Below are 21,195 nucleotides of genomic sequence, written 5' to 3'. Positions count from 1 at the left end.
GTTATAGCGTATTCATACGCATTTTATGGGTAATTAAAGATGTATCGTTACGACCAGCACGATCACCAAATCATTAAAGAACGTATTGCACAATACCGCAATCAGGTAGCACGCAGGCTGTCAAATGAATTGACAGAGGAAGAATTTTTGCCTCTACGTTTGCAAAACGGCTTATACAATCAGCGACATGCATACATGCTGCGCGTTGCCGTACCTTATGGCATGCTGTCTTCAGACCAGATGCGCAAATTTGCCTATATCGCACGTGAATATGACCGTGGTTATGGGCATTTCACCACGCGTCAAAATATCCAGTACAACTGGATCAACCTGGAAGATTCCCCAAAGATTCTGGAAGATCTGGCCACCGTGGAGATGCATGCTATCCAGACCTCAGGCAACTGCATGCGCAATATCACGTCAGACGAGTTTGCCGGCGTTGCAGCAGATGAAGTGATAGACCCACGCCCTTATGCTGAAATCTTGCGTCAATGGACTACTTTTCATCCTGAATTTGCCTATTTGCCGCGTAAATTCAAGATCGCCATCAATGGCGCACTGGAAGACCGTGCCGCGATTGCCGTGCATGACATCGGCCTGACCGTCGTCCATAACGATGCTGGCGAAGTTGGCTTCAAGGTCATGGTCGGTGGTGGCATGGGTCGTACACCTATTCTGGGCAGCGTGATCCGTGAATTCCTGCCGTGGCAGCATGTGATGACTTACCTGGAAGCCATCCTGCGTATCTATAACCAGCACGGGCGACGTGACAACAAGTACAAGGCGCGTATCAAAATACTCGTCAAAGCCATTGGCGCAGATGTATTTGCCAAGCAGGTGGAAGATGAATGGGCCGATATCAAGGATGGCCCGGGCACATTGACGCAGGAAGAATTGCAGAGGGTTGCTTCGTATTTCAGCACACCGGCATATCTTGATTTACCGGCTGGTGATGCCGCTTATGAACAGCATAAAACAGACAATAAGGCATTTGCCAACTGGGTCAAACGCAATGTCAAACCACACAAGGTCGCCGGTTATTCAAGCGTGGTTTTGTCATTGAAAAAACCGGGCGTTCCGCCTGGTGATGCGACAGCAGGCCAAATGGATTTTATGGCTGACCTGGCTGACCGCTATAGTTTTTCTGAACTACGCGTAACGCATGAGCAAAATATCGTGCTGTCAGACGTACAGCAATCTGCGCTATTCGCCTTATGGCAGGAAGCCAAGGCACACGGGCTCGCCACACCAAATGTGGGTCTGCTGACAGATATGATTTGCTGCCCCGGTGGTGATTTTTGCTCGCTCGCCAATGCCAAATCGATACCGATTGCACTGGATATCACTGACCGTTTTGCCGATCTGGATTATTTGCATGATATCGGTGACCTGGAACTGAATATGTCAGGCTGCATCAATGCCTGTGGCCACCACCATATCGGCAATATAGGTATCCTCGGCGTGGACAAAGATGGCAGCGAGTTTTATCAGGTATCCATAGGTGGGGCACAAGGCAATAACGCCGCCATTGGCAAAATCATTGGCCCCTCTTTTTCTGCGGGCCAAATGCCGGAAGTGATAGAGCGCCTGATTCAAGTCTACCTGCGTGATCGTTACGAAAATGAACGATTTATTGACACGGCGCAGCGCCTGGGCATTACGCCGTTCAAGGAATTTGTCTATGCAACGCCGATCAAAACGACAGAACATCACGGCGAAGATGCCGGTTCTGTTGTCAGTTACTGAATTACCAGGGCGAATTGAGAAAGTGCATCATGCGAGAAATCATTAAAGACAAAACCATAGTAAGCGACGACTGGACGGTACTGCGCCTTACCGAAGAAGAAACACCCGATGCAGTCAGCGTACCTGGTGGCAAAGTCATCGTGCCGCTAAAGGTATGGTTATTACAGCGCGAAAGCCTGTTGCAACGCACAGACCTGGCTGTCTGGTTCAGCAGTGATGAACAGGCCAAAGAGTTGCAAGAAGACATTGGCCGCTTCCCTCTGCTGGCTGTGGATTTCCCCAAGTTTTCAGATGGACGTGGTTATTCCATCGCTTACAACCTGCGTTCACGTCTGGGCTTTACAGGCGAATTGCGCGCCATCGGCGATGTCTTGCGCGACCAGTTGTTTTACATGCAGCGCGTGGGCTTCAATGCTTTTGCCACACGGGAAGACAAAAATATCCATGACGCGATCAAGGGCCTGACTGATTTTTCTGAAAAATACCAGACATCCTGGGATGAAAAAAATCCCCTGTTCCGCCGTACGGAGCGCACAGGAGCAGAAGCATGAGTGATTTTGATGAGCGTCTTGCTGCAACACAGGCTATATTGGAAAGAATCGCTGACGACTTTGAGCCAGCCGTATTTGCTTCCAGCCTGGCGGCAGAAGACATGGTATTGACTGACCTGATCTTGCGCAAGAAACTGAATATCTCGATTTTTTCTCTGGAAACCGGACGCTTGCATGCGGAAACCCTGGGCATGCTCGATAAAGTCAAGGAAACCTATGGCACAGAAATCAAGCTGTTCAAGCCCAATGTCGCGGCGGTAGAAAATTATGTCAGCCAACATGGCAAGAATGCGTTTTACGACAGCGTGGAAATGCGCAAGGAATGCTGTCGCATACGCAAAGTAGAGCCGCTGAAACGTGCCCTGGCGGGCAACAAAGCCTGGGTTACTGGCCAACGCCGCGCGCAGTCTGCAACCCGTACTGAACTGGCGATACAGGAAGATGATGCAACACATGGCCTGCAAAAGTTCAATCCGCTGGCAGATTGGTCAGAGGAGGATGTCTGGCACTATATCAGAAGCAATAATGTGCCTTACAATCCCTTGCATGACAAAGGCTATCCGTCGATAGGCTGCGAGCCCTGCACCCGTGCCATACAGCCAGGTGAAGATGTACGTGCGGGACGATGGTGGTGGGAAAACCCGGATTCCAAGGAATGCGGCTTGCACGTCGTAGACGGCAAACTGATCCGAATTAAACAAGCTGTCTGAAGAAGAAAAATCATGAATACTGTCGTGGAAAACCATTTTATTGATGCCGCGAGCAATCGCCATCTGGACTGGCTGGAATCCGAAGCCATCCATATCATGCGTGAAGTTGCTGCTGAATGCAGCAACCCTGCCCTGCTGTTTTCAGGCGGCAAGGACTCCATCGTCTTGCTGCGCCTGGCAGAAAAGGCTTTCCGCCCGGGTAAATTCCCTTTCCCGCTGGTGCATATTGACACCGGGCATAACTTCCCTGAAGTCATCGCTTTTCGTGACAAGCGCGTGGCCGAACTGGGTGAACGCCTGATCGTTGGTTCAGTCGAAGAATCGATACGCCGTGGCACAGTGCGCCTGCGCAACCCCGCAACAGATTCACGCAATGCTGCCCAGGCAGTAACTTTGCTGGAAACCATTTCTGAGCACAAGTTTGATGCCTGCATAGGCGGCGCACGCCGCGACGAAGAAAAAGCCCGTGCGAAAGAAAGAATTTTTTCCTTCCGTGATGAATTCGGTCAATGGAATCCTAAAGCGCAACGTCCTGAATTGTGGGACTTGTATAACACCCGCGTGCACGCTGGCGAAAACATGCGCGTCTTCCCGATTTCGAACTGGACAGAACTGGATGTTTGGCAATACATTGCGCGTGAAAAACTGGAACTGCCGCAGATTTATTTTGCCCATGAGCGCCAGGTCATACCGCGTAATGGTCTGCTGGTTCCTCTGACTGACCTGACGCCACCACGTGCAGGTGAAACAGTGGAAACGCAAATCGTACGTTTCCGTACAGTGGGTGACATATCGTGCACCTGCCCGGTATCATCGGATGCTGCAACAGTAGAAGCAATCATCGCTGAAACAGCGATTACACAAATTACAGAGCGCGGTGCAACGCGCATGGATGACCAGACATCTGAAGCATCGATGGAAAAACGCAAGAAAGAAGGATATTTCTAATGAACGCGACAGACAAAATTATTGCCAGCGTCGGTAGAGAACGTGGCCTGTTGCGATTCATTACAGCAGGTTCAGTTGATGATGGTAAAAGCACGCTGATAGGCCGCCTGCTGTTTGACAGCAAGGGTATTTTTGCTGACCAGCTTGATGCCATATCCCGTGCCAAGCACAAGCGCACTGTGGGTGACACGATAGATTTATCCCTGCTGACTGATGGGCTGGAAGCCGAACGCGAGCAAGGTATCACCATCGACGTGGCGTATCGTTACTTCGCCACACCAAAACGCAAGTTCATCATTGCCGATACACCCGGCCATGAACAATACACGCGTAATATGGTGACAGGCGCATCAACGGCAGATGCGGTCATCATTCTGATCGACGTCTCCAAGGTCAAACTGAATGATGACGGCAGTGTGGATTTGCTGACGCAGACCAAACGCCACTCCACCATTGCGCACCTGTTACAGATTGAACACGTGGTGGTGGCAGTCAACAAGATGGATCTGATCAATTATGACCAGGCTGTTTATGAACGCATCATCAAGGCTTATCGGGAGTTTGCGCAACAGCTTGGCTTGCGTGACATACACGCCATTCCCCTGTCTGCACTGGCTGGTGATAATGTCGTGACCGCCAGTGAAAAACTGGATTGGTATACAGGGCCAACATTGATCGACTTGCTGGAATCTTTAAGCGTCTATGATGCCGGGCATGACGAGCCTTTCCGCTTCCCGGTACAACTGGTGGCGCGCCATAATGGCCACGAAGCGAATGATTTCCGTGGCTACATGGGGCGCATAGAAGGTGGCAAAGTCAGCAAGGGCGATAAATTACTGGTGCAGCCAGGTGGCCAGACCGCAACAGTAAAAGACATACTGACGCTCGATACGTCACTGGAAACAGCCGTGGTCGGCCAGTCCGTGACGATTTTGCTCGACGAATATGTCGATATTTCGCGTGGTGACATGCTGGTTGGTGCTGATCGTCCTGCGACGCTCTTAAAAACTGTCAAGGCCGACTTATGCTGGCTGTCTGAAGATGCGCTGGATGTGCGCCGTAAATACTGGTTAAAACACACCACCAGGCAGATCGCAGCGCGCGTTACCAGCATAGAAAGCCTGCTCGATATCAACACGCAAGAACGCCGCCCCGCTGACAGCTTAAAACTCAACGACATTGCCACGGTTACGGTGAATGTGGCACAGGCATTGGCCGTTGATGACTATCAGGACCTGCGTTCTACAGGGGCCTTCATCCTCATTGATGAAGTCACACACCAGACCGTTGCCGCAGGCATGATACGTCTTGGATAAACAACCTGAAAAACCTGCCGGCAAGGTTTACCTGATCGGCGCAGGGCCAGGCGCTGCGGACTTGATTACTGTACGCGGCGCACGTCTGCTGGCCCAGGCAGACGTGGTTCTCTACGATGCACTTGTAACAGCGGACATGCTGGAGCTTTGTCCCCAGGCTGTCAAAATACCTGTGGGCAAACGCAGCGGTCAACGCTCTGCGGCACAAGAACATATCAATCAACAAATGCTGGAATACGCAGCCAAATACCGATTGGTGGTACGCCTGAAAGGTGGCGACCCCATGCTGTTTGGCCGCGCAGATGAAGAATTGCATGCGCTGGAATCAGCCGGCATTTTTTATGAAATCGTGCCCGGTATCACTACGGCCCTGGCAGCCGCAGCCAGCGTACGCCAGCCTCTGACCAAGCGCGGTATTGCCCGCAGCGTTGCGCTGTTCACATCCAGTACGGCGCCTGGAGAAAGTGCCGACACCCGCATCCCCGAATGCGATACCTTGGTGCAGTATATGGGCGGCAAAGAAGCCATGCTGACGGCACAACGCATGTTGGCCGCCAATTTCCCAGGCAATTTGCCGGTTATCGTCATAGAAAATTGTAGTCGCCCTGATGAATGCAGTCAGGCGCTTAGTCTGGATGATCTGGCAAAAGGTTTGCCGGTCAGCACCGGCCCGGTGCTTGTGATGATGGGCGAAGCCATGCGGGCGCGTACAAAGCACTGAGGCCCTAAGGCAAGCGTACATTCACTCTGCGTGCCATCAATTGCAAGCTGCCACTATCCCTTAGTTGTTCAAACAATTCGTCATAGCGCACACGTAATTGCTCGCATGCGGCATTTTTGCAATAGGCCAGATAACCATCCTGAATATCCATAAATGGCTCCAGAACCTGCAAGTCATTATTGTTACCCATAGCCTTCAATATGGCTTCTGTATTGCGCATGTTGGAGGCCAGTAAATCCAATCTTTTTGTCAACAGCATGTTGACGCCATTGGTAAGGCTATTGGCAAGCACGGGCTTAAGTACGGCACGCACGCTTTCAAATTGTGGGCCATAAACCCAGCCGTTAATCACACCTAAACGATTACCCGGCAGATTGGCGTAGTTGCCATCCCAGTTCAATGCAGCGCCCTTACGCGCGTATAACACCATCAGGTCGCGATAAAAAGCCCGCCTGGCAAAGACAAATTTGGCTTCTCTTTCTGCTGACTTGTAAGGGCCTATCAATATTTGCGCCTGCTCGTTTTCCACCATCCATTGTGCTCTGGCCCACGGATAGATTTCAAACCGCACCTCATCTCCATTTTGCCTGGCAATGGCACGAATGATGTCTGCGCCCAGTCCAATAAATTCGCCGCTGGCAGTGCGTTCAAAAACACTGGCAAATTCTGCACCGACAGCCAATACCTGGCCAGCGCAAGCCATTTGCGTACAGAAAAGTAAGGCGATCAGTGATAACACCGTTTTCAGCAATGTCATGCCGCACCTGAGAATCTTTAAAAGATGACCGGGAACTGCAAGGGCGTATCCAGAACAAGGTTCGGGACAGGTAGATTCAGATCAATTTCAAACAGTAGTCGCGTATGGCCAGCAATACGCTTTCATCTTCACCAACTGCATTTTCAATGTTGAGTTGCAGTGATGGATAGTTTGCTCTTAATTGCTCCGCAATTACAGGTAAATCGCGCAAAACATGGCCACCCTGTCCCAAAAACACAGGCGTGACAACAATTTTCTCACACCCGCCTGCAACCAGTTGCGCCACCAGTTCAGGCAAGGAAGGCGTCATGAATTCCAGAAATGCCAATGCTACTGTCGCATCCGGCAAGCTTTCCTGCGTCATTTTTTGCAAGCGCTGGAAAGGACTGGCCCAGCGCGGATCCCTGGCACCATGAGCAAATAAAACCATCGCAGTCTTGTTTGGCATCAATTTCTTTCCACGTAACGCAAACCGACAGATGCAATCACCAGGAACAAGATACTTGGCACCAGCGCCGTCACCAGTGCAGGCCAGGTATTGAGCAGGCCCAGATGCGAGAACAAGGCATTGATGAGATAGAACACCATGCCTATCATGATCCCACTAAAGATTTTCAGGCTGACACCGCCACTCCTGACATGCAAATAGGCAAATGGCAACGCCAGTGCCATCATGACCAAGACGGCAAAAGGATAAGTCACCTTCTTCCAGAAAGCAATTTCATAGCGCTCACCATCTTGCTTGTTGTCCGCCAGATGTTTGGTAAATGCGGCCAGATCGGTTGCCGACATACGGTCAGGGTCGGCAAACAAAACGGACAAAATATCCGGTGTGACTTCTGAAACCACATCACGGCTATCAAGCTTCTGGCTCTTGACGGCGGCGATATCTTCACTGGTCAGCGTCTTGGGAAACGAAGTTTCAGCCACATCGAACAAGCGCCAGGTGTTTTTACCCAGGTATTCTGCTTTTGCTGCGGTCACTTCACGCGAGAGGTGGAAGTTCTTGTCGAACTCAAATACTTTAACGCTTTTCAACTGACGGTTTGGCAAAATTTCTTTGACGTTCAAAAAGCGTGAACCAATGATCTCGCCTGTCAGGCCATTTTCACGTATCAGGTCTTTGGTCCATAAGCCTGTACGAAATTCCTGTGCGAGCGACTCACCGATCGCATTCAGTTTTATTTTCTCTGCCAGCTTGCTTGATACGGGAGAAATGATTTCACCGAAAAGAAAAGTCAGTGCAACAAACAGCATGCCAATCTTGAAGAGCATGCTGCCTGCCATCATGGTCGACATGCTGGAGGCACGCATGATGGTAAATTCTGAATTGGAAGCAAATTGCGCCAGTACATAAATCGTCCCTATCAGAACGGCGATCGGCATGAATTCGTAAATGTAGCCGGGCCACCCTAACAGTACATAGAGCAAGGCATGCTTGAGCTGATAACCGCCCTTGTTCACTGAAGACTGCAACTCATTGACGAGATCAAAGAAAGAAAACAGAGCCAGCAAAGCAAGCATGACGAACAGCACTGCACGCAGGATTTCAACGCCAAAATATCTTTGTAAAATTTTCATGCTGCACACTTTTCTTTGCCGCGGAAACTGGATTTGCAACGTGACCATAGCACCAGCGGATGCCAGCGGCTATTCACTTTCAGGCGCCATGTAAACAAAATGAGCACGAGAGAGAAAACAGCAAGGTGATGCGGCCACCAGGACATGGAAAAACTGCTGCGTTCCTGCACCACCAGGGCTTGCAGGATATTGGTAATCGCCAGGTAAATCACTACCAGCAGCAAGGCAACGATCAGGTTGGCGGATCGCCCTACACGCGGATTGACGTAACCCAAGGGAATCGCCAGCAATAACAGCACCGCACACATCACCGGCAGGGAGATACGCCAAAGCAGTTCTCCCATTTTGGTGCTGTCGAGGTTATCCAGCAAAGCTGCCAGCGGCATGGATTTGGCTGATTTGTCGCCGGCGATGCTGGCATTCTGGCTTGACACCAGCACGCCATATTTTTCGAACTGCATCATCTGAAAATCAGGTGCCGTCGGCGCACCGTCATAACGGCGTCCCTGACTCATGACCAGGAACTTATCACCAAGCTTATCAATTTCTATCATGCCTTCCTTGGCAACGACAATGCTGGAGCGGCCATCTTTATAGGTATTGATGAAAATATTCTGCACCTTGCTCAAGTCACCGGCCACTTCTTCGACAAAGAAAATACGGTCAGAAGATGCGGATTCCTGAAACTTGCCAGGAGCCACTTTCGCGATATCAGAACGTTTTTCAAAACGCTCGCGAAATTCCACACTTTGCTGGTTAGCCCAGGGAGTGACAATAAAACTCAGCAAACCGGTCAGGATGATCAAAGGGGCGCCAAACCGTACTACCGGCGCTATCCATTGCGTCAGGCTGAGGCCGGACGCGAACCAGACCACCATTTCCGAATCCTGATAACTACGGGTAACTACCAGCAACACCGATATAAAACCCGTCAATATCAATAAAATATGCATATTCATCAAGGCCGTGAAACCGATGAGGGAGACCACATCGGCAGACGCAACCTTGCCTCCTGCCGCCTGGCCAAGGATCTTGATGAGCATCACGGAAATCGTGATTGTAAATAAAGTTGTGAAGACCGCGCCTGCGGCACTGTTTAATTCACGACGAAGCGCGCGCTGAAAAATCATGAGTAGGATTATAATGTCTGTTTTACGAGACTTACAAAGAGGAGTAATACGTGGACTTTAGCATAAAAACAATCGACGCAAAAAGTGCCTCAACTGCCCATAAGGCCATAAAGACTGGTTGCATCGTCGTAGGAGTGTTCGAAAACAAGAAACTTTCCTCCGTTGCCGCTGGCCTGGACAAGTCTGGCGAAATCGCTGCGGCTCTGAAATCTGGCGATATTTCCGGCAAACCAGGCGCATCTTTATTGTTGCGCAAACTGGCTGATGTTGCTGCTGAGCGTATATTACTGGTCGGTCTGGGTGAAGAAACCGATGCTGTTGCTGACAAATCCTTTAATCTGGCAGTGCAGGCTGCCGCCCGCACTTTGGCGACTTTGGGCGCCAATGATGCCGTGCTGGCGCTGCCAGCAGTCAAGGATCGTGACTTGGCATGGTCTATCCGCGCTGCCGTTTTGGCCTTCCGTGAAAGTATTTTCCGTGCTGATGGCCTGAAAAGCAAAAAAGACACTACAACTGCTGGTGTTAAGAAAGTGGCAATTGCAGTTGCTGCCGCTGACGCAACAGCCGCAAAAAATGCGCTGGCACAAAGCGAAGCCCTCGCCAACGGCATGGATCTGACCAAAGAACTGGGCAACCTGCCACCAAACATCTGCACGCCAACCCACCTGGCAAACACTGCAAAACAAATCGCTGCCGACTATAAAATGTCAGTAGAAGTACTGGACCGCAAACAAATCCAGGCCTTGAAGATGGGCAGTTTCCTGTCCGTTACAAACGGCACTGTTGAACCGCCAAAATTCATCGTTCTCAAGCATAACGGCGGCAAAGCCAAGGATGCACCGGTAGTTCTGGTCGGCAAAGGGATCACTTTTGATTCCGGTGGTATTTCCCTCAAGGCCGGGGCCGGCATGGATGAAATGAAATACGACATGGGCGGTGCTGCCTCTGTTATCGGCACCATGCGTGCTATCGGCGAAATGAAGCTGAAACTGAATGTGGTTGCGGTCGTACCAACCTGCGAAAACATGCCTTCAGGCAGCGCTACACGCCCTGGCGACATTGTTACCTCCATGTCCGGCCAGACGATTGAAATCCTCAATACCGATGCCGAAGGCCGCCTGATACTGTGTGATGCACTGACTTATGTAGAACGCCTGAAACCAGCCGCCGTGGTTGATGTGGCAACGCTGACAGGTGCTTGCGTTACTTCACTTGGCCATCACAATTCCGGCCTGTTCACACGTCATGACGAAGCCCATGACAAGCTGGCAGCAGAATTGCTGGCGGCAGGTAAACAAACTGGTGATACTGCATGGCGCATGCCGATAGAAGAAGCGTATAACGAGCAACTTAAATCGAATTTTGCCGACATGGCAAACATCGGTGGCCCTGCTGGTGGCAGTATTACCGCAGCATGCTTTCTTGAGCGCTTTACCAAAAAATATACCTGGGCACATCTGGATATCGCTGGTACAGCCTGGAAATCTGGTGCAGCAAAAGGCTCTACTGGCCGCCCGGTACCTTTGCTGACAACATTCCTGATCAATCGCGCGGGCTAAGCTGACAATCTGCTGCCTGCAGTAAAAAGCCGCATCCTGATTGATCAGGATGCGGCTTTTTTATAACTGATCAATAAATAATCAGTCACTACCTCAGGGCTTCAACCATAATTCTGCCCTGTGCAAAGGCATATTGGCAGGATTCAAATAGGGGTTTTGCAATTCCAGTACAGTTCTGTGCTTGAGCCTTGCTTTGGTGATGGAAGCCTGATGATACTTGAGGAAAATCTTCTCAAATTGTCCATTCTGTATCAGCATCTCCAGTCCATTGTTCAAGTCCTCGGCAAATTGACGTTTGCTCGGCGTCACAAAAAAATAGTAAGCGGTGGGGTAATGCAGAGCAATTTCTTCATTGATGAATAAGTCGCGGTTGGCATGAACGTCATATTCTTTCCAGATTTCGAGTATTGACCTGGGAAAGTAGTCAAACCTGCCGCCTTCCAGCATACCAAACAATGCTTCATAAGAATTCGCCGTCGCGACAGGCAAGCCATTGCTTTCCAGGATTTTGACATCAGGCCAGTCTTGTTCTTGTCCGGCTGAAATGTGCTCCATATCATGCAACGCCTTGACCGACTTGAACAAATGTTTATTACCGGTGGTGACCAGCGGAATGCGCCAGCAGAGCAAACCCTTGTCCAGCGGGATTTTAATCGCGATCAGGTTTTTCTCTCTTTCATCTGTGGACATGGTCCACAAGAGATCGACCTCACCAGTGCCGTTCTTCATTTCATGCACGGCACGGCCTTGCTGCATTTGTGCCTGACTAGGCATTAAACGGTATCTATTGGGGAAGAAAACCAGCGCTTCATGCAAGAGTTCATGCATGTAGTCGACATGACTATCCGCCTTGGCCGAAGCACGCGGATAATGAATGACCATCACCTCAGCCCATGCAGACTGGAGGCCAGCGACAACCAGAAGGATAAGCAGGATAAATGAATTAACTGACATACGCGCCTCATGAAACACGCTAATTTCATGCCCTAGAGTAACAGTAAAGTGTAAGAAAACACTGTCAAAGACTGTCAATAACGATATGCAAAAACTAATTTCCCCAGTATTTTCGGGCATGCATGTTGCATCTGTGTCGCAGAATGGATAATGAATTTACGGCTTGTTTCAATGTTATTTTTTGAACCACTGAATAATTTCGTACTTGTCGCAACGTCGTATAATGCCAACAAACTCAGTAAAGCAAACTGCTCAGGCAATTGGCATGACGGGGCTGAGTAGCCAAAAATAAAATAGCAAGAATTGTCATCTTAAAATCCACGTTCAATATACATATAGACCACAACATGAAACTAGTTACCTGGAACGTCAACTCCCTGAAAGTCAGATTGCCGCAAGTCTTGCAATGGCTGGAAACCAATCCGGTTGATGTCTTGTGCATACAGGAGACAAAACTGACCGACGACAAATTTCCTCAGGCAGAGATAGAAGCTGCCGGTTACCACGTCGCATTTACCGGTCAGAAAACCTATAACGGTGTGGCGATTTTGTCGAAACACCCCATGACGGACATACAAAAAAACAATCCGCAATTTGAAGATGAGCAGCAACGCATCATCGCTGCCACGATAGAAGGCATGCGCATCATTTGTGCTTATGTGCCCAATGGCCAGGCACCGGATTCAGACAAATTCCAGTACAAGCTGAAATGGTTTTCGTCACTGGAAAAGTGGGTAAAAGAAGAAATGTTGCGCCATCCCAAACTGGCAGTATTGGGAGATTACAATATCGCCCCGGAAGACCGTGACGTCCATGACCCAGCCGCCTGGGTGGGCATGAATCTGGTGTCACCAGAAGAACGCGCTGCGCTGAACAGCTTGCTGGCTTTGGGCCTGACTGACAGTTTCCGTCTGTTTGAACAGGCAGAAAAGTCTTTTAGCTGGTGGGATTACCGTGCGCTGGGCTTTCGCCTCAACAAGGGTCTGCGCATAGACCATATTCTGTTGTCGCCAGAACTGGCGAAACAATGCACGTCATGCGTCATCGACAGGGTACCGCGCAAGTGGGAGCAACCATCCGATCATGCACCGGTGATTGCTACCCTTGCTTAAAGCCTATTGTTAAAACGATCGCACCAGGCCTATTTATCGTAACCAAGGCTAGGTGCAGAAGCCTTGTTTTTAGCCCAGCTGGACTTGGCTGGGGCGACACGTGGGCCAGTTGTCGAATCTTCCATGCGGAAAGCCGACATGGCAGTTTTCAACAAGTTAGCCTGCTCTTCGAGTGAGCCGGCTGCGGCGGCAGCCTCTTCTACCAGCGCAGCATTTTGCTGGGTTGCCTCATCCATATGAGCGAGGGCAACATTTACCTGCTGGATGCCATCGCTTTGTTCTACTGATGCTGTCGTAATTTCATTGATGATGGCCGCTACCTGATCGACGGCAGAAACAATGCGGTTCATTGCAGCACCGGCTTTATCCACCAGCTCTGAACCCTCGCTGACCTTGTGCACCGAGTCTTCGATCAGGCTCTTGATCTCTTGTGCTGCCGCTGCACTACGTTGTGCCAGGGTACGCACTTCGCTGGCAACGACGGCAAATCCACGACCTTGCTCCCCTGCCCTGGCTGCTTCCACAGCAGCATTCAAGGCCAGGATATTGGTCTGGAAGGCAATACCTTCGATCACGCTGATGATATCGACAATCTTGCGTGAGCTTTCAGATATGCCCTGCATGGTGGCGACCACCTTGCCCACCACTTCACCACCCTGCGTTGCCACATCGGATGCATTGACTGCCATCTTGTTGGCTTCTCGGGCATTGTCGGCATTATTACGCACGGCCTCTGTCAATTCTTCCATGCTGGCGGCGGTTTCTTCCAGGGATGAAGCCTGCTGTTCTGTACGGCCAGACAAATCCATATTACCTGTAGCAATCTCGGTTGCGCCTACGGTAATGGAATCTGTCGCCCTTCTGACATCCACCACCATGACCCGTAATTGTTCGAGAAAGCGATTAAAAGCGCCCGCCGTCTGAGCTACCTCATCATCACCTTCGACTTCGATGGTGCGGCTGAGATCGCCGCCACCGGCTGCAATATCAGACATGGCGTCACGCACTCTTTGCAGGCCAGACAGCATATGGCCAACCAGCCAGGTTGTTACGGGCAAAATCACACCCAGCAAGACCAGCAGGACGATTGCTGAAATCAGCAATAACTGATCGAGTGCTTCCAGTGCTTTCTTCTTGTCGATGACCAGGGCAAGATAAATATCCGAACCGCTAATCTGCTGTAAAAACAGGAAGTGGGATTTACCGCCGATGTCGGTAACGACGGGGTCTTTTTGCTGTGATAGTTTAGCCAGGTTGTCCAACGACAGATCAGCCGAAATTTCCTTGGCTGGCTTCATGACTTTGCTTTGATCAGCATGTGCGAGTACCTGCCCGCTCTTGTCGAGCAGGAAAGCATAGCCTCCACCAGCAAGCTTGATGGTCAGGATTTGCTCAACAATCTTGGTCAAAAAAACGTCAGCACCAACCACACCACCTTCACCTCCCTTTACGGGCGCAGCAAAAGTGATCATGAGGCCGGGCGGTGCAACCCCCATATAAGGAGAAGTCACGATAGGTTTTTTGGCATCCATTGCCGCCTTGTACCAGGGGCGCACGGTAGGATCAAAGCCGGCTGGTGGTGGATCAGGCGGGATATTGGTAAATTGTTTATCTGGTTGTCCCTGATACACGCTGAGGAAGCTGCCGCCAGCGCGCATCATGGTCAGGCTGGCCTGCAGGTCAGCGCCATTGCCCAGGCCTTGTGCCAGGCTGTCCACCATGGCCAGATTGGTTTGTATCCAGTTACTTAAGACTGCGTTATAGCCTGCCGCCACACCACGTATTTCATTATTGAGGTCAGTTTCTATTTGCGACTTCATGCGCATATAGCTGCCTATGGTCAGAACTATCGTGCAAACCGCTACTAATAATCCAATAACAACGATGAGTCTGGCTTTGAGAGATTTCATAGCTTCCCCTATTTGCAACTATGGATAAGTGACAAGATTTTGCTTGATGTATGTTTGCAGAATTGTATTTGATAAATTATTTAGCTAACAATACATTGCTCAGCGTCTTATAACAATACTACGTTCGTCAATGTTTGAAAGTGAAAAAGTTTATTTCAGGCTACTTTGTAAAACAAGTTAACAAGTCTGTCGGTTTGTTGCATCACTGCCATTTGCTTGCACGCCAGCCCCAGAACGCGATCGCTGGCAAAATTGCTGGTGTTTTTTATAAGCAAGATTTAGACTGCCTTTTTCGCCGGAGACAACAGCAATGCAGATCATTACGACAGAAAGACTGAATTTACGCCTAATCACCACCGACGATGCACCTTTTTACCTGGAATTGATTAACGACCCCAGCTTCATCAAGAATATCCGCGATAAAGGCATACGCACGCTGGAAGCTGCACGAGAAGACATACTGAATGGTCCGCTGGCCAGCCAGGCGAAAAATGGGTTCAGTTTATATCTGGTAGAACGCAAGGCAGATGGCGCGTCACTTGGCCTCTGTGGTCTGGTGAAACGCGATACACTGGAGCATGTGGATATCGGTTATGCCCTCATGCCACAATTTTGCGGTGCGGGTTATGCCTGGGAAGCGGCAGTTGCCACCGTACGATATGCACGCGACAATCTGCATTTATCCAAGCTGGCGGGCATCACTTCGCCTGATAACGCCAGTTCCAACAAGTTATTGCTGAAACTGGGTTTTATGCTGGAAGCAGTGGTCGTGCTGGCAGGTGAAAGCAGGAACACCAATCTCTATGGTAAAGAATTTACTTGAGCCTGTGTCGGCCCAAAATCAACTTATAAAAAGCGGTCAAGTATCCTGCGGCTGTGTTTGTCTATTTCAAACATATCACGTATCAGAAACTGTATGCCATGATTGTCGGTAATGAGCAATGAAGCACGTCCTATGCGCCGAATATCTTCATCGCCTTTCAACACAAATTCGGTTTCGCCGCGGTCTGTCGCCACCTTCCAGGTACAGGGCAAAGCAAAGCTAGTGACACTTTCTATGCGACTAATTTCTGGCATGAATTCGCGCCCTTCCAATTCTTCCAGCACCAATGCGCGCGCGTTTTCAGATAAATCAGACAACTGATCTATCCAGGCCACTTCACGGCCATCGTGCAAGACCAGTGAAATACCGATCAGTGGCGACTGGATAGGAAATGCCCGTACCGGGCTGACGCCTTCAAAAATATCCCCGGCTTCGTTGGTGAGTATCAGTTTGCCAAAAGCATTGCGGCTGAGTTCAAATTTTGTTGTGCTCATGATCTTATTCCTCCGCCAGCACGTTTTCGGCAGCATTACGGGCTTGCGCCTGGTACAGATTGTAGTAAGCCCCCTCTTTTGCCATCAGTTCATCATGGCTGCCTATTTCCACCACCTGGCCACGATCCAGCACGACCAGGCGGTCTGCCTTGTGCAAGGTAGACAGGCGATGGGCAATCGCAATTGTCGTGCGGCCTTTCACCAGGTTGTCCAGCGCTTTCTGGATTTCTTTTTCTGTTTGTGAATCGACCGATGATGTAGCCTCATCCATGATCAGGATGCGCGGGTCTATCAGCAACGCGCGGGCGATGGAAATGCGTTGACGCTCACCGCCAGACAGCCCTTGTCCACGTTCACCTACCATGGAATCATAGCCCTGCGGCAAGCGCAAAATGAATTCATGTGCATGCGCTGCACGGGCAGCTGCAATGATCTCATCCCTCGTGGCATCCGGCTTGCCATAGGCAATATTTTCGGCAATGGTGCCGAAGAACAGGAAAGGTTCTTGCAAGACCAGGCCGATATTGCGGCGATAATCAGATACCGCAAACGAGCGTATATCCACTCCATCAAGCAAAATCGCACCTTCTGATACATCATAGAAGCGGCAAATCAGATTCACCAGCGTACTTTTGCCAGAGCCGCTATGCCCGACCAGGCCTATCATTTCACCCGGCTTAATGTTCAGGTTGATGCCGCGATTGACAGCGCGGTTACCGTAACGGAAACCCACTTCGCGCAATTCAATCTGGCCTTTGACTTCATTGACTTTCACTGGTTGCTGCGGATCAGGCACGCTCGATACATGATCAAGGATATCAAAAATACGCTTGGCAGCAGAAGCCGACTTCTGCGTCACAGACACGATGCGGCTCATGGAATCAATGCGGCCATAGAAATTGCTGATGAAAGCCACGGCAGCGACGAGTGAACCAACGGTAATATCGCCTTTGGATATCTGCCAGATACCAAAACCCCAGACCACCAGAATACCGAGATCCGTCAGGAATGACACAGTAGGTGAAAACAACGACCAGACCTTGTTAAGCTTGTCATTGACGGCCAGATTATGCTTGTTCGCTTCGCGGAAGCGCCCTGCTTCGCGCTGTTCCTGCGCAAAAGCTTTGACTACGCGTATGCCAGGAATAGTGTCAGCCAAAACATTGGTCACCTCGCCCCAAACCCTGTCTATCTTTTCAAAACCGGTACGCAATTTGTCACGCACCAGGTGAATCATCCAGGCAATGAATGGCAGAGGCAGCAAGGTCACCAAAGCCAGCTTGGTATTAATCTGCAACAGAAAACCGGCAGTCATGATGAACATCAGCACGTCAGTCGCAAAGTCCAGCAGATGCAGGGACAGATAAACGCATATACGGTCACTTTCACTACCTATGCGTGACATCAGGTCGCCAGTGCGTTTGCCACCAAAATACTCGAGCGACAGTTTCAGCAAGTGTTCATAAGTCGCCGTACGCAAGTCTGCGCCGATACGCTCTGACACCAGTGCCAGGATATAAGTCTTGCCCCAGCTCAGCAACCACGCAACCACTGCAGAGCCGAGCAAACCACCGATATAGAACACTACCAGTTTGGGATCGACATGCGCACCGTTTTGATACGGAATCAACACCTCATCCGTCAGTGGCTTGGTGAGGTAACGCGGAATCATATGCGCGGCGGTACCCAGCAGCATCAGCGTAAAGCCAATAAATAGTTGAAAGCGGTAAGGATAGGCAAAACGCCACAGACGAAACAGGGTCCAGGTGGACGGCGGCGTGTAAATCACTTTGGTGCAAACCGGGCATTCTTCCTGGTCTGGTTCAAGCACCGCCTTGCAACTGGGACAGATGTTTTGCTCAGCTCTAACCACTGGCATGCCACTGATATAGCTTTGCAATTGTTCCTTGAACTGGTCAAGCAGTCTTATTGCATGCAGATTCTGGCCCAGGGTAAAGCGCCAGCTACCCAGCAAACCCTGGGCATCAGTCAGCTCCAGATGGCCTACACCGGCATGATCATGATGGCTTAATTGTAAATCATTGCGAAATGACCATGTTTTCCAATCATTATCTTCAGGCGCTTTGACCAACAGGCGCTGGTCTGTTACAACCAGCAAGCCTTTGCGGAAGCGAAGTTTGTTATCCAGGTCAACCTCCAGGGCTGCCAAAACGTTCTCGCCTTGAGCAATCTGCATGGTCAGGTCAGATTGCCAGTTTGCTGGAAGAGATAAAACAGGTTGTTCAAGACTGAATGGTGGTGTGGTCATCGTAAAACGAACTCCGGCTCAAGAGCTGATCCTGACCTAAATCAGGACATAAATTTTAGCAAAAGGGATAACTTGGCTGCCGTTTCAAGCATAAGCCATGTCACGGAAGCAGCAATTTACGGTATTCTATCGAAAGAAAAATAATCAGATAAACCTGATCAAGAGGATGAACTGCTTTTGCGCTGGCGCGCAAGTATATCAGCAAGCGTGCCTTTCCCATTCGCTTTCAATTCGATTTATATGGTGCGTCGTTGCATCGAATACAAGGTTTCTGACGAACCTGAAACAGTCCATTCAGGGAAAACGAAGAAAAGCTCTAAAAATGACAAGACCTGGTGAAGCATAAACCTGGCTTATAAAAGTTTATATACATGACAACAAACAAGAAAGACATCCGCATTCTCAGCGCAACGCATTTGCGTGGCCCGAATATCTGGACTTATCGCCCTGTGATAGAAACGGTGCTGGATATTGGTGCCCTGGAAGAATTTCCCTCGAATAAAATCCCTGGTTTGTATGAGCGTCTGACCACTTTGTTGCCCGGGATTATTGAACACCGTTGCGGCGTCGGTGAACGTGGTGGCTTTCTTGAGCGTCTGCGCGAAGGCACCTGGTCTGGTCATATACTTGAACACGTCGTGCTGGAGTTGCAAAACCTGGCAGGCATGCGTACCGGCTTTGGTCAGACCCGTTCCACCAATGTTACTGGTGTGTACAAAATGGCGTTTCGCACACGCGAAGAAAGAGTCGGCCGAGCTGCGTTGCAAACTGGCCGTGATTTGCTCATGGCTGCGATAGAGGACCAGCCTTTTGACCTGCCAGCACGTCTCACAGAATTGCGCGATCTGGTCGACGATCATTGTCTTGGCCCCAGCACAGCCAATATTGTTGATGCCGCCACCGCAAGGCGCATCCCTTTCATTCGACTGACGGATGGCAATCTGGTGCAACTCGGCCACGGTGCAGCGCAAAGACGTATCTGGACAGCAGAAACCGACCGCACAGGGGCGATTGCAGAAAGCATTGCCAGCGACAAAGACCTGACCAAGACCATGCTGCAAGCCTGCGGCGTACCTGTGCCGGAAGGCAGCCTGGTGCGCAGCGCAGAAGAAGCCTGGGAAGAAGCGCAGGACATAGGCTTGCCTGTAGTCATCAAACCTTATGACGGCAACCACGGGCGCGGCGTATCGCTGAACCTGATGTCAGAGGCAGATGTGATTGCCGCCTATGAACTGGCGGCGCGCAAGGGCGACAGCAAAAGCGTTATCGTAGAACGCTTTATTACTGGTGATGAACACCGCATTCTCGTGGTGGGTAACAAAGTGGTCGCTGTTGGCAAAGGTGAATCCTTGTGGGTCACGGGCGATGGCAAATCAAATGTGACCGAGTTGGTTGACGCCCAGATCAACACAGATCCACGTCGCGGCACGACAGAAGACTGTCCGCTGAACGCCCTTGATCCAGGTGCAGGGGCAGAAATCATACTGGAACTGAAACGTCAGAACATGGACGCCAATTCCATTCCGCTGGCTGGCCAAAAAGTATTGATACAACCTAACGGGAATGTGGCGCTGGATGTCACTGACCAGATTCACCCTGAAGTTGCCGCCGCAGCGACCCTGGCAGCACGCATAGTTGGCCTTGATATTGCCGGTGTTGATCTGGTTGCAGAAGACATTTCCAAACCATTGGTGCCGCAAGGTGGCGCCATCATCGAAGTCAATGCCAGCCCTGGCTTGCTGGCCCATATCAAGCCAGCAAATGGCGAGGGCCGTCCGGTTGGCCAGGCAATTATTGACCACCTGTTTGCAGAACAAGAGACTGGCCGCATCAGCATCGTTGGCGTGGCGGGAACAAAAGGCTGCAGCCTGATTGCCCGTCTGATCGGCGCGCTGATTCATATCGGCGGCAAGGAAACCGGCGTCGCCTGTGCACAGGGTCTGTATCTGAATAAACGTCTGGTGACCGACGGTGATTGCGCAAACTGGGAAGCTGGTCAGCGATTGCTGATTAACCGTTCCGTACAGGCTGCCGTCTTCGAAACCAATGCCAAGGCCATACTCAGCGATGGTCTCGCTTACGACAAATGCGCTGTCGGTGTCGTCACCGACATGGAAGGCCATGCTGACCTGGCATCATATTACATCGACAGCCCGGATCAGATGCGCAAGATCATTCGTACCCAGATCGATGTCATCCTGCCTGATGGTGTGGCGGTGCTCAATGCAGCAGATCCTGCCGTGGTTGACCTGGCCGAGCTGTGCGATGGCAAAGTGATTTATTATGGCCTGGATTCAACACTGGAAGCCATTGTGGAACACCGTGCTCTTGGCGAACGCGTGGTCTTTTTGCGTGATGCGCATATCGTGCTGGCCGCCGGCGCCAACGAAACAGCCTTGCTGCCACTGAGTGCACTAAAACCAGCCAAGGCAGCACAGGCTGAAAGTGTGATGGCAGCGGTCGCAGCAGCATGGGCTCTGGATATCAGCCCTGAATTGATCGGTGCGGGACTCAGGGCGTTTGACTCCAGCAAGAAAGCGGCTTACTGAACCGCAGCACGAACTGATTAAGAATTATGCTTACGATTTGCTAATTATTTTCTATTTATCTGGCA

Annotated in this window: 18 protein-coding genes; 10 read left to right on the top strand and 8 right to left on the bottom strand. The window is 50.6% G+C overall.

The window, feature by feature from the left end:
• The first annotated feature begins 39 nt into the window (after positions 1–39).
• The 6 genes from ACO0LH_RS11390 to cobA are packed head-to-tail and all read left to right on the top strand — an operon-like array spanning position 40 to position 5,992.
• Positions 40–1,746 carry a nitrite/sulfite reductase gene (locus ACO0LH_RS11390; RefSeq protein ID WP_422941205.1) on the top strand — a complete coding sequence of 569 codons (1,707 nt, stop codon included), beginning with the start codon at positions 40–42 and terminating at the stop codon, positions 1,744–1,746.
• Between the two features lie 29 nt (positions 1,747–1,775).
• Positions 1,776–2,297 carry a DUF934 domain-containing protein gene (locus tag ACO0LH_RS11385; protein WP_422941204.1) on the top strand — a complete coding sequence of 174 codons (522 nt, stop codon included), beginning with the start codon at positions 1,776–1,778 and terminating at the stop codon, positions 2,295–2,297.
• Positions 2,294–3,007, top strand: coding sequence for a phosphoadenylyl-sulfate reductase (locus tag ACO0LH_RS11380; protein ID WP_422941203.1), 714 nt, complete (start codon positions 2,294–2,296; stop codon positions 3,005–3,007). Before ACO0LH_RS11385 ends, ACO0LH_RS11380 begins: the two co-directional genes overlap by 4 nt.
• A gap of 12 nt (positions 3,008–3,019) precedes the next feature.
• Entirely contained in the window at positions 3,020–3,955 is a 936-nt protein-coding gene (gene cysD, locus ACO0LH_RS11375; RefSeq protein WP_422941202.1) for a sulfate adenylyltransferase subunit CysD, read from the top strand.
• Positions 3,955–5,271, top strand: coding sequence for a sulfate adenylyltransferase subunit 1 (locus ACO0LH_RS11370; RefSeq protein ID WP_422941201.1), 1,317 nt, complete (start codon positions 3,955–3,957; stop codon positions 5,269–5,271). Before cysD ends, ACO0LH_RS11370 begins: the two co-directional genes overlap by 1 nt.
• Positions 5,264–5,992 carry a uroporphyrinogen-III C-methyltransferase gene (cobA, locus tag ACO0LH_RS11365; RefSeq protein ID WP_422941200.1) on the top strand — a complete coding sequence of 243 codons (729 nt, stop codon included), beginning with the start codon at positions 5,264–5,266 and terminating at the stop codon, positions 5,990–5,992. Before ACO0LH_RS11370 ends, cobA begins: the two co-directional genes overlap by 8 nt.
• A gap of 4 nt (positions 5,993–5,996) precedes the next feature.
• On the opposite strand, the gene ACO0LH_RS11360 is transcribed toward cobA, so the two are convergent.
• From ACO0LH_RS11360 to lptF, 4 genes are all read right to left on the bottom strand, one after another.
• A complete protein-coding gene (locus ACO0LH_RS11360) occupies positions 5,997–6,749 on the bottom strand; it encodes a substrate-binding periplasmic protein (protein WP_422941199.1) in 753 nt (250 codons plus the stop codon).
• 76 nt (positions 6,750–6,825) lie between these two features.
• Positions 6,826–7,197, bottom strand: coding sequence for a sirohydrochlorin chelatase (locus ACO0LH_RS11355; RefSeq protein WP_422941198.1), 372 nt, complete (start codon positions 7,195–7,197; stop codon positions 6,826–6,828).
• Entirely contained in the window at positions 7,197–8,330 is a 1,134-nt protein-coding gene (lptG, locus tag ACO0LH_RS11350; protein ID WP_422941197.1) for an LPS export ABC transporter permease LptG, read from the bottom strand. The genes ACO0LH_RS11355 and lptG overlap by 1 nt, the downstream gene beginning before the upstream one ends.
• Positions 8,327–9,460: an LPS export ABC transporter permease LptF gene (gene lptF, locus ACO0LH_RS11345; RefSeq protein WP_422941196.1), complete on the bottom strand. Its 1,134-nt coding sequence runs from the start codon at positions 9,458–9,460 to the stop codon at positions 8,327–8,329. The genes lptG and lptF overlap by 4 nt, the downstream gene beginning before the upstream one ends.
• Positions 9,461–9,510: 50 nt before the next feature.
• Here lptF and ACO0LH_RS11340 point away from each other — a divergent pair, with 50 nt between their 5' ends.
• Positions 9,511–11,019: a leucyl aminopeptidase gene (locus ACO0LH_RS11340; protein WP_422941195.1), complete on the top strand. Its 1,509-nt coding sequence runs from the start codon at positions 9,511–9,513 to the stop codon at positions 11,017–11,019.
• A gap of 93 nt (positions 11,020–11,112) precedes the next feature.
• On the opposite strand, the gene ACO0LH_RS11335 is transcribed toward ACO0LH_RS11340, so the two are convergent.
• Complete coding sequence (locus ACO0LH_RS11335; RefSeq protein ID WP_422941194.1) at positions 11,113–11,973, bottom strand: hypothetical protein; 861 nt, start codon at positions 11,971–11,973, stop codon at positions 11,113–11,115.
• 347 nt (positions 11,974–12,320) lie between these two features.
• Here ACO0LH_RS11335 and xth point away from each other — a divergent pair, with 347 nt between their 5' ends.
• A complete protein-coding gene (xth, locus tag ACO0LH_RS11330; RefSeq protein ID WP_422941193.1) occupies positions 12,321–13,085 on the top strand; it encodes an exodeoxyribonuclease III in 765 nt (254 codons plus the stop codon).
• Positions 13,086–13,114: 29 nt separating this feature from the next.
• Here xth and ACO0LH_RS11325 read toward each other — a convergent pair whose 3' ends face one another.
• The gene (locus ACO0LH_RS11325; RefSeq protein ID WP_422941192.1) at positions 13,115–14,995 is read right to left on the bottom strand and encodes a methyl-accepting chemotaxis protein; all 1,881 of its coding nucleotides are present in this window, start codon (positions 14,993–14,995) and stop codon (positions 13,115–13,117) included.
• A 310-nt stretch (positions 14,996–15,305) separates the two neighbouring features.
• Between ACO0LH_RS11325 and ACO0LH_RS11320 the strand changes: the two genes are divergently transcribed.
• Positions 15,306–15,818: a GNAT family N-acetyltransferase gene (locus ACO0LH_RS11320; RefSeq protein WP_422941191.1), complete on the top strand. Its 513-nt coding sequence runs from the start codon at positions 15,306–15,308 to the stop codon at positions 15,816–15,818.
• Between the two features lie 23 nt (positions 15,819–15,841).
• On the opposite strand, the gene ACO0LH_RS11315 is transcribed toward ACO0LH_RS11320, so the two are convergent.
• Together ACO0LH_RS11315 and ACO0LH_RS11310 are read right to left on the bottom strand one after the other, a co-directional pair.
• The gene (locus ACO0LH_RS11315; RefSeq protein WP_422941190.1) at positions 15,842–16,312 is read right to left on the bottom strand and encodes a DUF1854 domain-containing protein; all 471 of its coding nucleotides are present in this window, start codon (positions 16,310–16,312) and stop codon (positions 15,842–15,844) included.
• 4 nt (positions 16,313–16,316) lie between these two features.
• The gene (locus ACO0LH_RS11310) at positions 16,317–18,581 is read right to left on the bottom strand and encodes an ABC transporter ATP-binding protein (RefSeq protein ID WP_422941189.1); all 2,265 of its coding nucleotides are present in this window, start codon (positions 18,579–18,581) and stop codon (positions 16,317–16,319) included.
• A gap of 371 nt (positions 18,582–18,952) precedes the next feature.
• Between ACO0LH_RS11310 and cphA the strand changes: the two genes are divergently transcribed.
• Entirely contained in the window at positions 18,953–21,130 is a 2,178-nt protein-coding gene (gene cphA / locus ACO0LH_RS11305; protein ID WP_422941188.1) for a cyanophycin synthetase, read from the top strand.
• The last annotated feature ends 65 nt before the right edge of the window (positions 21,131–21,195 follow it).

The organism is Undibacterium sp. TJN19 (assembly GCF_049339485.1).
Lineage (GTDB): Bacteria > Pseudomonadota > Gammaproteobacteria > Burkholderiales > Burkholderiaceae_D > Undibacterium.
This window is presented reverse-complemented; position numbering and strand designations above follow the sequence as displayed.

Excerpts from the sequence above, each read along its gene's own strand:
- cphA (WP_422941188.1), top strand. The coding sequence starts at position 18,953 with ATGACAACAAACAAGAAAGACATCCGCATTCTCAGCGCAACGCATTTG.
- ACO0LH_RS11370 (WP_422941201.1), top strand. The coding sequence starts at position 3,955 with ATGAACGCGACAGACAAAATTATTGCCAGCGTCGGTAGAGAACGTGGC.
- ACO0LH_RS11315 (WP_422941190.1), bottom strand. The coding sequence starts at position 16,312 with ATGAGCACAACAAAATTTGAACTCAGCCGCAATGCTTTTGGCAAACTG.
- xth (WP_422941193.1), top strand. The coding sequence starts at position 12,321 with ATGAAACTAGTTACCTGGAACGTCAACTCCCTGAAAGTCAGATTGCCG.
- ACO0LH_RS11360 (WP_422941199.1), bottom strand. The coding sequence starts at position 6,749 with ATGACATTGCTGAAAACGGTGTTATCACTGATCGCCTTACTTTTCTGT.
- ACO0LH_RS11310 (WP_422941189.1), bottom strand. The coding sequence starts at position 18,581 with ATGACCACACCACCATTCAGTCTTGAACAACCTGTTTTATCTCTTCCA.
- ACO0LH_RS11325 (WP_422941192.1), bottom strand. The coding sequence starts at position 14,995 with ATGAAATCTCTCAAAGCCAGACTCATCGTTGTTATTGGATTATTAGTA.
- cysD (WP_422941202.1), top strand. The coding sequence starts at position 3,020 with ATGAATACTGTCGTGGAAAACCATTTTATTGATGCCGCGAGCAATCGC.
- ACO0LH_RS11355 (WP_422941198.1), bottom strand. The coding sequence starts at position 7,197 with ATGCCAAACAAGACTGCGATGGTTTTATTTGCTCATGGTGCCAGGGAT.
- ACO0LH_RS11390 (WP_422941205.1), top strand. The coding sequence starts at position 40 with ATGTATCGTTACGACCAGCACGATCACCAAATCATTAAAGAACGTATT.
- ACO0LH_RS11380 (WP_422941203.1), top strand. The coding sequence starts at position 2,294 with ATGAGTGATTTTGATGAGCGTCTTGCTGCAACACAGGCTATATTGGAA.
- lptG (WP_422941197.1), bottom strand. The coding sequence starts at position 8,330 with ATGAAAATTTTACAAAGATATTTTGGCGTTGAAATCCTGCGTGCAGTG.
- lptF (WP_422941196.1), bottom strand. The coding sequence starts at position 9,460 with ATGATTTTTCAGCGCGCGCTTCGTCGTGAATTAAACAGTGCCGCAGGC.
- ACO0LH_RS11385 (WP_422941204.1), top strand. The coding sequence starts at position 1,776 with ATGCGAGAAATCATTAAAGACAAAACCATAGTAAGCGACGACTGGACG.
- ACO0LH_RS11320 (WP_422941191.1), top strand. The coding sequence starts at position 15,306 with ATGCAGATCATTACGACAGAAAGACTGAATTTACGCCTAATCACCACC.
- ACO0LH_RS11335 (WP_422941194.1), bottom strand. The coding sequence starts at position 11,973 with ATGTCAGTTAATTCATTTATCCTGCTTATCCTTCTGGTTGTCGCTGGC.